13 protein-coding genes are annotated in these 13089 nt (G+C 38.5%); 3 read left to right on the forward strand and 10 right to left on the reverse strand.

Going from position 1 to position 13089, the window contains the following annotated elements; translation table 11 throughout:
• The first annotated feature begins 150 nt into the window (after positions 1 to 150).
• The gene (locus IR083_RS17800; RefSeq protein WP_194225307.1) at positions 151 to 1038 is read left to right on the forward strand and encodes an AraC family transcriptional regulator; all 888 of its coding nucleotides are present in this window, start codon (positions 151 to 153) and stop codon (positions 1036 to 1038) included.
• Positions 1039 to 1075: 37 nt separating this feature from the next.
• Here IR083_RS17800 and arsB read toward each other — a convergent pair whose 3' ends face one another.
• The 4 genes from arsB to IR083_RS17820 all read right to left on the reverse strand — a co-directional run bounded on the left by arsB (position 1076) and on the right by IR083_RS17820 (position 3388).
• Complete coding sequence (gene arsB, locus IR083_RS17805) at positions 1076 to 2110, reverse strand: ACR3 family arsenite efflux transporter (protein WP_194225308.1); 1035 nt, start codon at positions 2108 to 2110, stop codon at positions 1076 to 1078.
• Positions 2103 to 2528 (reverse strand): arsenate reductase ArsC, encoded by a 426-nt coding sequence (locus IR083_RS17810; RefSeq protein WP_006800932.1) that lies wholly within the window; start codon positions 2526 to 2528, stop codon positions 2103 to 2105. The genes arsB and IR083_RS17810 overlap by 8 nt, the downstream gene beginning before the upstream one ends.
• 73 nt (positions 2529 to 2601) lie before the next feature.
• The gene (locus IR083_RS17815; RefSeq protein WP_199343246.1) at positions 2602 to 3063 is read right to left on the reverse strand and encodes a GNAT family N-acetyltransferase; all 462 of its coding nucleotides are present in this window, start codon (positions 3061 to 3063) and stop codon (positions 2602 to 2604) included.
• A gap of 4 nt (positions 3064 to 3067) precedes the next feature.
• The gene (locus IR083_RS17820; RefSeq protein ID WP_006800930.1) at positions 3068 to 3388 is read right to left on the reverse strand and encodes an ArsR/SmtB family transcription factor; all 321 of its coding nucleotides are present in this window, start codon (positions 3386 to 3388) and stop codon (positions 3068 to 3070) included.
• Between the two features lie 213 nt (positions 3389 to 3601).
• On the opposite strand from IR083_RS17820, the gene cysK reads away from it, so the two are divergent.
• Positions 3602 to 4549, forward strand: coding sequence for a cysteine synthase A (cysK, locus tag IR083_RS17825; protein ID WP_006800929.1), 948 nt, complete (start codon positions 3602 to 3604; stop codon positions 4547 to 4549).
• Between the two features lie 274 nt (positions 4550 to 4823).
• The gene (locus IR083_RS17830) at positions 4824 to 6119 is read left to right on the forward strand and encodes an O-acetylhomoserine aminocarboxypropyltransferase/cysteine synthase family protein (RefSeq protein ID WP_194225309.1); all 1296 of its coding nucleotides are present in this window, start codon (positions 4824 to 4826) and stop codon (positions 6117 to 6119) included.
• Positions 6120 to 6196: 77 nt separating this feature from the next.
• Here the strand turns inward: IR083_RS17830 and IR083_RS17835 are convergent, their stop codons facing one another.
• The 6 genes from IR083_RS17835 to IR083_RS17860 all read right to left on the reverse strand — a co-directional run bounded on the left by IR083_RS17835 (position 6197) and on the right by IR083_RS17860 (position 13047).
• Positions 6197 to 6697 carry an OmpH family outer membrane protein gene (locus tag IR083_RS17835; RefSeq protein ID WP_006800927.1) on the reverse strand — a complete coding sequence of 167 codons (501 nt, stop codon included), beginning with the start codon at positions 6695 to 6697 and terminating at the stop codon, positions 6197 to 6199.
• A 56-nt stretch (positions 6698 to 6753) separates the two neighbouring features.
• Positions 6754 to 7269 carry an OmpH family outer membrane protein gene (locus tag IR083_RS17840; protein ID WP_006800926.1) on the reverse strand — a complete coding sequence of 172 codons (516 nt, stop codon included), beginning with the start codon at positions 7267 to 7269 and terminating at the stop codon, positions 6754 to 6756.
• Positions 7270 to 7358: 89 nt separating this feature from the next.
• Positions 7359 to 10037 (reverse strand): outer membrane protein assembly factor BamA, encoded by a 2679-nt coding sequence (gene bamA, locus IR083_RS17845; RefSeq protein WP_194225310.1) that lies wholly within the window; start codon positions 10035 to 10037, stop codon positions 7359 to 7361.
• A 74-nt stretch (positions 10038 to 10111) separates the two neighbouring features.
• Positions 10112 to 10861 (reverse strand): isoprenyl transferase, encoded by a 750-nt coding sequence (locus IR083_RS17850; RefSeq protein ID WP_194225311.1) that lies wholly within the window; start codon positions 10859 to 10861, stop codon positions 10112 to 10114.
• A gap of 19 nt (positions 10862 to 10880) precedes the next feature.
• Positions 10881 to 11591 (reverse strand): DUF6089 family protein, encoded by a 711-nt coding sequence (locus IR083_RS17855; protein WP_006800923.1) that lies wholly within the window; start codon positions 11589 to 11591, stop codon positions 10881 to 10883.
• A gap of 76 nt (positions 11592 to 11667) precedes the next feature.
• The gene (locus IR083_RS17860) at positions 11668 to 13047 is read right to left on the reverse strand and encodes a DUF6242 domain-containing protein (RefSeq protein WP_006800922.1); all 1380 of its coding nucleotides are present in this window, start codon (positions 13045 to 13047) and stop codon (positions 11668 to 11670) included.
• Between the last annotated feature and the right edge of the window lie 42 nt (positions 13048 to 13089).

The raw sequence follows: 13089 nt of genomic DNA on the forward strand, positions 1-13089 counted from the left end.
CGAATTTATAAATAAATTATAAGAATGACTTTCACTTTTTCGATAGATGGATAGTATTATATCGACATATTTTATTTAAAATAATATGTTATGTATTATAAATAAGTATATTTATGATTTACTTGAATGACATTAAAGCGACACATATTTATGTACGATATTGGTGATAACCTTGATTTTATACTCCTGAACATTGGCTATTCGGAGCTCAATGCAAACTGGAACTGGAAAAATATCTATAGCCCTTTCGCCAGAATATATTATGTGAAAGAAGGAGAGGCACGTACAAAGATTGGAGGCAAATTATATACACTAAAGCCCGGTCATATCTACCTGACACCGCCTTTTACCCTGCATAATGATGAATGCGACGGCTATTTCTCACTGTACTATATCCATTTCTATGAAAGGGCGATGAATAAGGAATCGGTATTCGACAAATATGATTTTCCGGTAGGGATAAAAGCGGAATCTTTAGATTTATTATTAACAGAGAGGTTGCTAAAAATTAATCCTGAACGCCATTTAAGCAACATCGACCCCGAGTTATATGACAATCTTCCGAATTTTTCACAATATATTGCCGATAATAATAAGATACCCCGGCATTCCATCATTGAAACGCAAGGTATATTATACCAGCTGATAGCTAAGTTTTTTGCGACGGCCAAGGTTAAATCGGATAATAAAGATAGCCGGATAACCAGCGGATTAAAATATATACATGAAAATACGGATAAGGATATATCTATAGACCAACTGGCTGATATAGCCTGTATAACCAAGGATCATTTTATCAGGATATTCAAGAAAGAAATGGAATGCACACCGTTGAAATATATAAATCTGAAAAAGATAGAAAAGGCTCAACTGTTGTTACTTACTACTGATATCTCCATCAGGGATATTGCTCTCGAATTGGCGATAGATAACATTTCATATTTCAACCGGATGTTTAAACTGCATATAGGTAAAACTCCAACCGAATATAGAGCTGAATATAATAAGCAGCAGACTTTTGTAAATATCGGAGATTAACAACAATCCATATATAAATATTGACGTTAATTTCTTCTTATTTATAATATTTTCTTTTCAACCAAAAGGCAATATTTACCAACAGTATAAGTACAGGCACTTCGACAAGCGGACCGACTACGCCTGCAAAAGCCTGCCCGCTATGCAATCCGAAGACACCTATTGCAACTGCAATAGCCAGTTCAAAGTTATTACCTGTGGCTGTAAATGCTATCGAAGCATTTTTATCATAAGATGCACCCATTAATCTTCCTGCAAAGAAGCTGAGGAAGAACATGACTACAAAATAGATTAGTAGCGGTATGGCTATGCGCACTACATCCAATGGTATTTGTACGATCAGTTCCCCTTTGAGACTAAACATTAACACAATGGTAAATAATAACGCTATCAGGGTAATAGGCGAGATGGCAGGGATAAACTTATCCTTATACCATTGTTCTCCTTTGATTTTAACCAATATTAGACTGCTAAGAATCCCCATGAGAAAAGGAATCCCCAAATAGATAGCGACTGTTTCTGCTATTGTGCCTATGGATATATCCACTATCGCACCTTCAAAGCCGAATAATGGGGGTAATTTGGTAACGAATATCCAAGCGTAAAAACTGTAAAAGAACACTTGAAAGATACTGTTCAGGGCGACAAGCCCTGCACCGTATTCAGTATTGCCTTCTGCCAGATCGTTCCATACAAGCACCATTGCAATACACCGTGCAAGACCTATCAGGATAACCCCAACCATGTATTCGGGATAATCATGTAAAAAGAGAATGGCAAGTAAGAACATTAAGACAGGTCCGATAATCCAATTTAGTACTAACGAGACAGTCAGTATTCTGACATTCTTGAAAACTTTCGGCAGTTGTTTGTAATCTACTTTTGCTAATGGCGGGTACATCATCAGGATTAGACCGATTGCCAGAGGAATATTTGTTGTTCCGCTCGACATGGAATCTATGTAGCTGCTGAAAGACGGGATAAAATACCCCAATCCTACACCGATAGCCATTGCAAGGAATATCCAAAGTGTTAAGTTCTTATCTAAGAAACTCATTTTCTTTTTACTCATGACCTTTTATCTTATCGGTGTATAATTTATAAAATGCTGTTTTGATTTCATCCCTTACCCTGATATACTCGGATTGAATAAACTCGGGTGTTCCCGTAGCTTCGGACGGATCATCAAAACCGATATGCAGACGGTTCTTTACTTTTCCCGAGAATGCAGGACAGCTTTCATTTGCACCACCGCAAACGGTTATCACATAATCCCATTCATCATTCATATATTGCTCTACACTATCGGATGTATGGTGCGAAATATCCACCCCTGCATCCTGCATGACTTCTATTGCCTTTGGATTTACTTTTCCGCTTGCTTTTGTCCCTGCCGAATAAACAGACAATGAAGGATCGAATGATTGTAAAAATCCGTGTGCCATCTGGCTACGGCAACTATTTCCTGTACACAGAATTAAAATTCTCATATTGTTTATAATTTCGTGTTTATACTAACAGTTCCTATTTCGTCGAATAACGAATGCTTATCTTAAAAAAAGATCAGGATAAAACTTTTGACATTTTATAGTTTGTCATGGAAATACCAATGCAAACGGTCTGTTGTTCCAAAATAACATAGCCTTTTTTTGAGAAGAAAGGTTGGGCTGTAATACTGACATCAGCAGTTATTTCTGAAATATCTTTTAACCGTGCATATTCTTCAATCTTTTTAAGTAAGAATGTTGCAATGCCCTTCCCCTGATAGTCCTTATGGACAAACATAGAATTTAAATACCCTGACAATTTTAGGGCAGCAAACCCTAATATTGTATTGTTTTCCTCGGCAAGTATAAAGTATTGCTCATTTATCCGTTCCTCCCATACACTCACGTCTTCTCCCCTTGCAGCCCAGCATCCGACCTGTTCGGGTGTATAGTCTTTCAAATTGACCGCAAGGATAGTTGAACGGAATAACTCTTTAATAGCAGGGATATCCTTTTTTGTTGCAAACCTGATGTCCATAATATCAGCAAATATCGTCTGTTTTCTGTAATTGAGTAAAAAAAACACCAAATAGTTCTTTAGCTTTATTCCAGTTCTCGTTATTGATACAATATTTCACGGTGGGTAATGTAATTGTCCCCTGAATTAATCCTGCATCTTTTAGTTCATTCAAATGCTGAGACAGCGTGCTTTTGGCAATGGGCAAAACCTCTGACATATCGCCATGATAGCAGCATGATTGATTGGCAAGCATTTCAAGTATGGCAATACGAATAGGATGTCCTAATGCTTTAGCAAAACGGGCTAATTGTTCCTGATCGGCTGTTAATTCTTTCTTTGACATAGACTCAATATTTATTGTTCGTAAATATACGAATGTATTTTTAATCCGCAAATTAACCGACGAATTTTTATTCGAATATGGATCAATACAACTATTCTGACTTGAAATATACCATGTTTATGGTATGAAAATACCTTACTTTAGCGATTTCATAAATGCAGAATACCATATACCTTTGTATTATTGAAAATCAGATATTAAAATTATAATCTTATGGGAAAAATTGCTAAAAAATTAACAGACCTTATTGGTAACACTCCATTACTGGAGCTTTCAAATTATAATAAAAAACACGGGCTTGAAGCCTCTGTGATCGGAAAGCTGGAATATTTCAATCCTGCTTCGAGTGTAAAAGACCGTATTGCCAATGCGATGATAGAAGATGCTGAGGCATCGGGTGTTCTAAAATCTGACAGCGAACTGATAGAGCCAACCAGTGGCAATACAGGTATCGGGCTTGCTTTTGTCGCCGCAGCTAAAGGGTATAAGCTGACATTGACAATGCCGGAGACGATGAGTATCGAGCGTCGCAATTTACTGAAAGCATTAGGTGCTAATATTGTTTTAACGCCTGGTCCTGAAGGCATGAAAGGCGCTATTGCAAAAGCTGAAGAATTGCAGAAGGAAAATCCGAAAGCAGTGATCTTGCAGCAATTTGCTAACCCCGCTAACCCCGCGATTCACAAACGTACTACAGCTGAAGAAATTTGGCGGGATACGGACGGGAAGGTCGATATTTTTGTATCCGGAGTAGGTACAGGAGGTACAGTGAGCGGAGTAGGAGAAACATTGAAAAAATACAACCCGAATGTAAAGATTATAGCAGTTGAACCTGCTGATTCTCCTGTTCTGTCGGGGGGCACACCGGGACCACACAAGATACAAGGTATCGGAGCCGGTTTTATACCCAAAACATATGATGCTTCTTTTGTGGATGGAATAATTCAGGTTAGTAATGATGATGCAATACGCACAAGCCGTGAGTTGGCCAGAGAGGAAGGTCTGCTAGTCGGAATATCTTCCGGAGCGGCAGCTTATGCAGCAACTCTGTTGGCAAGGAAACCTGAAAATAAGGGTAAGAACATAGTTGTTATCTTACCTGATACAGGCGAGCGCTACTTATCTACAGTGCTGTATGCCTTTGAAGAGTATCCCCTTTAATCATGTATATAGTTAAATTGTTTGGTTATTAGATTTAGTTGAGTAATTGGCCTTATTGCCGGTTACTCATACTTATTATAGTAACTGTTATCATTGTATAAGATATTTATCTATATCTAAGTTATTAGTGCAAGGCTTTTTGATCGTTGATCATTGACTGTGAGAAGTGTTACTTTTTTAATAGTTATCGGTTACAGACTCAAAAGCTAACAGCCAATCCCGTGTTACTTTTATTACTTTTTTAATAATATATATCATATAAAAAATTATAGAGATGAGTAAGTATAAATTTGAAACCCTTCAAGTACATGCCGGACAGGAAAAAGAGCCGGTGACGCGTTCGCGTGCAGTTCCTATATATCAGACAAGTTCATATACATTCGACGATGCACAGTATGGAGCCGATTTGTTCGGTCTGCGCAAGTTTGGAAATATCTATACCCGTCTGATGAATCCGACTACAGATGTTTTCGAAAAGCGTATTGCTGCTCTTGAGGGTGGAGCCTCGGCTCTGGCTACTTCTTCCGGTCAGTCTGCACAATTCATTGCGTTAAATAATATATTGTCGGCAGGAGATAATTTTGTCACTACATCTCATCTTTACGGTGGTACATATAACCAGTTCAAATCGCAATTCAAACGTTTGGGAGTAGAAGCACGTTTTACACCGGATGACGAACCTGCTTCTTTCGAAAAGCTGGTAGACAGCAATACAAAAGCGATCTATCTGGAAACAATAGGTAATCCCGATTTGAATATACCCGATTTTGAGGCTATTGCAGCTGTGGCTAATAAACACGACATTCCATTGATTGTAGATAACACTTTTGGGGCAGGAGGCTACTTGTTCCGTCCTTTGGAACATGGGGCAACCATTGTCGTAGAAAGTGCTACCAAGTGGATTGGCGGACATGGTACTTCCCTGGGAGGTGTTATTGTAGATAGTGGAAAGTTCAACTGGGGTAATGGTAAGTTCCCGGAATTTACAGCACCTTCCGAAAGCTATCATGGTTTGGTGTTCTGGGATGTCTTTGGGGCAAATGGCCCGTTCGGTAATATTGCCTTTACTATCCGCGCCCGTGTAGAGGGGCTTCGTGATTGGGGCAATACAATCAGCCCGTTCAACTCCTTCCTCTTGTTGCAAGGTTTGGAAACATTGTCTTTGCGAGTTGAGCGCCATGTAGAAAATACGTTGGCTATTGCAAAGTGGTTGGAACAGCACCCTAAAGTGGAATATGTGAACTATCCGGGACTTGAAAGCAGTCCTTATCATAGTCTGGCTAAGAAGTATTTCAAGAACGGATTTGGCGGAGTTCTTTCCTTTAAGGTAAAGGGCTCAGGCGAAAATGCCGACAAAGTGATAAACTCTCTTGAACTGATAAGCCATTTAGCGAATGTAGGGGATGCCAAATCTTTGATAATTCATCCTGCAACGACTACCCATGAACAGTTGTCGGACGAAGAGAAAGTGGCTACGGGAGCAATACCGGGCTTACTTCGTATCTCTGTCGGCATTGAGAACGTCAATGATATAAAGGCCGATTTGGAACAAGCTTTGGCTAAGATATAAAGATAGTCAGCAAGCTAATATAAGAATAGGCTAATCCTTATCGGGTTAGCCTATTCTTATTTTATGTATGTGACTTACTAGTCTGTAATTCCTAACTTAGTTTTTACCATTTTGCTCGCATCTGTTGCATGTGAGCCTATATGTAACAACGTTGCAGCATCTAAAATATATGCATAGTTGTTCTCATCGCCAACATCTTTGATAGCTTGTCTCATTTTTTGCTGAATAGGAGTGATTAGCGTTTGTTGTTCTTTCTCAAATTCCGCTTGGCTTGTTTGAACAAAGTTTTGATACCTATCTCTTAGTCCATCCAATTGAGTTTGTCTGTCGAGAAGAATGCTTTCTGTTAAATTTGTAGTGTCCTTTTGGAACTCTTCTACTTTCTTTGTGTATTCAGCTTCTATAGCTGCTGCATTCTTTTTAATTGTTTCGCTTTTTGCTGCAAGTTTAGTTTCAACGTCTTTTAGTTCAGGCATCTTGGAAAAGATCTCATTTGCATTGATATATGCAATTTTATCCTGAGCGAACATTGACATTGGAGCTATTACTATAAGCAATAGGATTAGCTTTTTAAACATAGTTATAAGTTCTTTTAAGTGGTTAATTCTATATTATTGAGGACAAATATAAATAATTATTTTGAATATCCGAGTTTTGCCAGAACTTCATTGCTAATGTCTATTCTGGGAGAAGCAAAAATAACACTTTCTGCCGATGCCCTGTCGAGAACAAGCTGATAGCCTTTGGCTTCGGATATTTCTTTTATAGCATTATATATATCATCCTGAATGGGTTTCACCAAGGCTTCCCTCTTCTTGAAAAGTTCTCCCTCTGGTCCAAAATATTTCTTGTTCAGTTCCTGCAGGCTTTTTTCTGTCTCCACGATTTCATTTTCCCTTTTTGTCTTTTGTTCTGCAGATAGGAAAACAAGATCGGCCTGATATTTTTTGTACATGTTCTTTACGTCGAGTTGCACTTTCTCTACTTCGCCCTGCCATTTTTTAGACATTACGTCAAGTTGTTCCTGTGCGGTCTCATAACTACTTATATTTTTCAATATATATTCCATATCTATAAGAGCAAACTTTTGAGCATAGCTTCCTGCGGTTATTCCTATAAATAAAGCTAATAGTAAAAATATTCTTTTCATAACTGTTGATTTTTGATGATATATATTAGACACACAGTTTATGCATTTGTTTATTCCGGTTCCTATAAATAATGTTAATTTCCGGTTGATTAAAACTCTTGTCCGATAATAAAGTGGAATTGGCTGCCACTCTTCTCAGTTGAATTGTTGGGTGCATCAAATCCATATGCCCAGTCTATACCCATAAGTCCGATCATTGGGAGCATGATACGTGCTCCTACACCGGCAGAACGTTTAAGGTCGAATGGATTGAATTTCTTCAGGTCGTTCCATGCATTACCGGCTTCAACAAATGTCAGCAAATAGATTGTTGATGATGGTTCCAGAATAAGAGGGTATCTTAACTCAAGTGCTAAACGTGAGTATGCACTTGCCTGTGTACCTAATGATCCGTTTTCGTAACCCCGTAGTCCGATCGTTTCTGTAGCATATGTACTTGAATATCCTGACATACCATCACCTCCCATATAGAATGTTTCGAATGGAGATTTCTTATTTTTGTTGAAATATCCGACAAATCCATATTCTGTGCGGGTCATCAACACCGGTGTCTTTTGTGTATCATATAAGGAGGTAAAAGTTTTAGCTTTAAATTTCCACTTATGATATTCTATCCATTTGAATTTTTCACCCGGTTCATAGCCATATTCATCCGATTTCATGTTAGCATAATCTTTACCGTCAAAAGCAGAGAAAGGAGGAGTTATCTGCAAGCTAAGGGATATATCCGTACCACGACGGGTATATACCGGATTGTCGATAGAGCGCCTGTTCAATGAAAGATTCACACTTAGGTTGTTACAAACCCCATCTTTTACAATAAAGTATGCCCAGTCTTTCATTCTATATAACTGATAAGATAATTCGGCTTGTACAAAGAAGTAGTCATCCGGCCAGCTCAGGCGTTTACCATATCCTACCGAGGCTCCGATCATCTGGATAGATTTATTAGGGTCGGCTGCGAAACTATAGTCGCTATATCCGCTTCCGTATCCGCTTCCATACCCATATCCGTAACCATATCCATATCCGTAACCTGAGCCGTAACTATTGTTGATATAGCGGCTATTGATGTCCGTTTGTCTTGAATAATATACTCCTACCGATAAAGAGTTTGGACGCTTGCCACCAAACCAAGGATCCATAAAGGATGCGGAGTATGATTGATAGTATTTAGCATTTGTCTGAGCACTCAATGTAAGTGTCTGACCTTCTCCCTGAGGAATAATCCCTTTATATGATTTAGGATTTAACATATTCTTTAATGAGAAGTTCGAGAATTTCAAACTTAATTTTCCTATAATACCAGTCTGTCCCCATCCGGCAGAGAATTCTACCTGGTCATTTGCTTTAGACACTAATGGCAGGTTGATATCCACCGTTCCTGATTCGGGATCCGGTACAATACCCGGATTTAAGTTTTCAGGATCGAAGTGCCCTGTTTGTGCGATTTCACGCAGCGAACGCACAATGTCGTCGCGGCTATAAAGTGCTCCCGGCTTAACCCGTAATTCGCGACGTACAACATCTTCATATACACGGTCATTACCAGCTATAGTTACTTTCCGGATCGAAGCTTTCGGGCCTTCAGAGATACGTATTTCCAAATCAATAGAGTCATTGGCTATATTTACTTCCACTGGATCGGCATTAGAGAATATATAACCGTGGTTTTGATAGAAGTAGTTCATCACAGACTCTTCATTAGCAGATAATTGCTCTGTCAATTTCTTTTGATTATATACATCACCCGGCTTCATATTTAGCAATTGCTGTAACTGCCATGTAGGATAAACAGTGTTTCCAACCCATTTTACATCTTTAAGGAAGTATTGTTTCCCTTCATCCACCTTGATTTCTATATCCACTTTGTCCGGTTTCTGGGCATCAGCATAGACGGTGTCCCATGTGATCACAGCGTCCCGGTAACCAAGTTCGTTATATTTTTCTATGAGGAGTTCTTTATCTTCTTCATAGCTTTCGGATACGAATTTGGTAGAACGAAGGAAGTTTGCTATCCAAGCCTGAAAATTACTCTTGTGGCGAGTCTTTTTCATTGCTTTCTCCAGCGTTCTGGCCTTTACTTCAGTATTACCTTCTATCGTGATCTTGTTGACTTTTGTCTTGTTCTTCTTAACTACATCAATATTAAGGATAACGTGATTTTCTTTAGATAAGTCAGGCTTGTCACTTAATGTGATTTCGGCTTTGGTAAACCCTTTTTCATCGAAATATTTCTTTATGATAGTTTTAGCCCGGTCCATTTGGTTCGGTGTGATTTGCAGGTTCTTCACCATACCTATCTTGGCTTCAATATCCTGCCGCTCACTTTTTTTCATTCCGGTATATACTATGTCTGATATACGAGGACGTTCTTTCAGGTTTATCTCTAACCATATCTTATTTCCTTCAATCTTTGTAGCCAGAATTTTTACATCAGAGAATAATCCTTGTCTCCAGAAGCGTTTTACCGCATTTGTTATTTCCGGTCCCGGGATCTCAATCTTGTCTCCAACTTGTAGCTGGGCAAATCCGAATAATGTGAAGTCTTCGTACATAGGATTTACGATGCCGGAAAGCTTCATGTCTGCTATTTCGTATTTCTTACTGGTATTGTATGAGATAACGGGCAGGCTGTCCACATTCACCTGAAGGGCTTTATTCACATTTTTAATTTCTGCACTGTCTGTAATTCCCTGAGCTTTTACGGCTGTTGAAATTGAGCAGAAGAAGATAATGAATAGAAAAAATAAACTTTTTTTGAACATATTTTGTTTCGTAGTTACTTTCTAATATTTAAACCTGTTTTTATTATCTATAGTATAGAGTTGACATAGAATGATCATGATTTTCCTGAAATTTGTTCACTCGTCTTTCCGAATCGTCTTTCTCTGTTCTGGAAATCAACAATCGCTTTATATAAGGATTCTTCATTAAAATCAGGCCATAATTCATCGGAGAAAAAGAGCTCGGAATAAGCAATCTGCCAAAGAAGGAAATTACTTATGCGTAACTCTCCTCCGGTCCTTACCAATATATCAGGATCTGGAATACCTTTTGTTTCCAGATAAGATGAGACAAGGTCTTCTGTTATTGCATCTAGTTCTATCTTTCCGGACTTAACGTCAATCACTATATTTTTCATTGCTCTGGTCAACTCCCATTTAGAAGAATAGCTTAAAGCTAAGATAACGGTTGTGCCAGTACATACAGATGTGGTCTCAAGGCAATAGTCCAATGCTTTTTTAGTATCTTCAGGTAACCGGTCAATGTCTCCGATAACTTTCACCCGGACATTATTCTTAACCAACTCCGGTGTTTCATTTGCTACAGCCTGTACCATCAGGCTCATCAGTGCTTTCACTTCTTCTTCCGGACGTTTCCAGTTTTCGGTAGAAAATGTATAAAGCGTAAGATAACGGACCTCTGCTCTTGATGCGCCTTCAATAGCTCTGCGTACGGCGGAAATTCCTTCCTTGTGACCGAATGTACGGTCCAAGTCCTGCCGTTTAGCCCATCGCCCGTTACCGTCCATTATGACAGCAATGTGCTTAGGTACCCGCGTTTTATCTATTTGGTCAAGATATGACATCTGTATTTTGGTTTAATAATTAATCAATATTCAGGCAAGGACATATTCTTGCTCCAAAATCCCATGTTAAACTTATCATAGTAAGAGAATACCAGTCGTTGTTCTTAAAGGCACCTCCATTTATTTTGTAAGGTGCATCCAGACTCAGTCCATCTCCATCCTTTGTAACATCGAACGAATCACTGAATAGTTTTCTGAAAGAGAATTCAAATCCAAGATTCAGTCTGTCCTTCAATTTATATTTTACTCCAATCCCGATTGGAATATTAGCGTCAAAAAAAGTTTTGCTACCCGAGCCTAATGTAAACCCTATTCCCGTAAATATATAAGGAGATATGCGTTTAGCTCCCAAGTAACCGAATTTATCACTGTAATTGAAGAAGTTGAACTCTATCTGACTGCCCAGTTCATAAAACATACGGCTAAAAGATATTTCTTGCCCGAATGGATATTTATTCCCCGAATCACGGGTGTCACCCGAAACTTTTCCAATTACAAAATTACTCTTTACAGACCATCTCAGATCTTTGTTATATCTGAAGACAACTCCTGCCGACAGTCCCGGGTTCTGATACAATTTACTCTTATTGGCATCCCCCATATAAAAGGATGTACCGGCCATTCCTCCTATCTCATACTTATAATCATCTTGCGCTTTCAGTTCGATGAATGAGAGGGAAGAATAGATAATAATCAATAGTAAAGTAAATAATATCTTTCTTTTACCCATTTATTAATCTGTATCTGTTCTTATTTATCTAACGCAGAAAGCAGGACTAAAAGTATATCACTCAAATCTCAGAGATCTAGAGTTTTGTTCTAAGTTTATTTATTCTGCCTATCCAAACCTTTTGTATAGGGCTTGTTCCCGAATCCGGTACTCCGCCGAATACCCAGATATAATTTTCGTCATCTACAATAACCGATTGTCCCGAAGCTTTAGGTATCCTTGTGTCTAAGATCTCCTTGTTAGGAGCTGTAGTCCATTTATAACCATAGCTTAGCGTTTTGTAAAAACTATTTCCTGTCAGGGCATACATATACCCGTTGTATAAGAAAGTTACAACTCCGTCTTTTTTAGGGATTACCGGATTAGACTGATTAGATGCAACCTGAAGGCTATTGCCACTTGCTATCTTTATAGACCATGTCTTCACATAGCCCGGACTGATATTTTTCGTAACAGCTAATATGCAATTATTCAGATTACTTCTATCGTTATGAGTCAGTGATGAATATCCTGTTGTTGGGAAATCGCTATCTATCGTACCCTTAGCTACCAATGTTTTCAAATCCGTAGTTGTCGCGAACTGGTCTCCGGTGACAACAAGGAGTAAGTCAGTTGCAGCATCCAATGTAGGTATTACACCAACAATGTTTGTCACATTATTGCTTATTCCCTCTTTGCTCCATGACTTGCCGTTTATATCAGCAACATATCCTTGTTTGTTCTGATCTACAGCATAGAATTTATTGTTGAAGAATGTTATACTTTCGAGAACAAGCGTAGAAGCATCGAGTGTAGAAACAGCCTCTTTATTACCATAAGACAGGGCGTCTTCTGCTTTTTCAGGCTTGTCTGCTTTGGATAGATATACTTTATTATCAGAGCCGGTAGTGAATGTATAGAAAACAGTGTCGCCTATAAGTATCGTTTTTTGTTTATTGAAAGAAGCAGGGTAGTTAGTTACAACTTTTTCTTTCCAAACCAATGTATCCGGATCAACCTTATGTACCAATATTTTTACTGTATATTCTCTTGGATCTTGACCATTATAAGGAGTTATCCTGAATTTAGGATAGAGATAAGTAGAGAAATCTACCGAATCGGTAGTATTCCAATCAACTACGGAGTCCTTAGGGTATACCAACTCCACTTTTCCAATACCCCCGGCAGCATACGAAAGAGTAACTGCACATTTCCTCAAAGTAGTCTGGTAGGGTAGTGAGTCGGCATTGTATATCAGCCGGCTGAACTGGTCTATAGAGAACCTTGTTGTTGCCAGTGACGGATAGTTTACCGTATCTATAGCAGTATAGGGCAATGCCGCTATTTTGAAACTCGAAATCTGTGAGTCTCCCGATAATGCGGAAGTATCGTATTCAGATGAACTGTCATTACATGAACTTAGTGCAAAGACAGATAAAAAGATGAATAATAATTTAGTAATTTGCTTCAATCTCATTAGTTTAAACAGATTTATTCAGTATCAATGTGCAAAAATAGA

It is taken from the genome of Dysgonomonas sp. GY75 (assembly GCF_015234155.1).
Taxonomy (GTDB): domain Bacteria; phylum Bacteroidota; class Bacteroidia; order Bacteroidales; family Dysgonomonadaceae; genus Dysgonomonas; species Dysgonomonas gadei.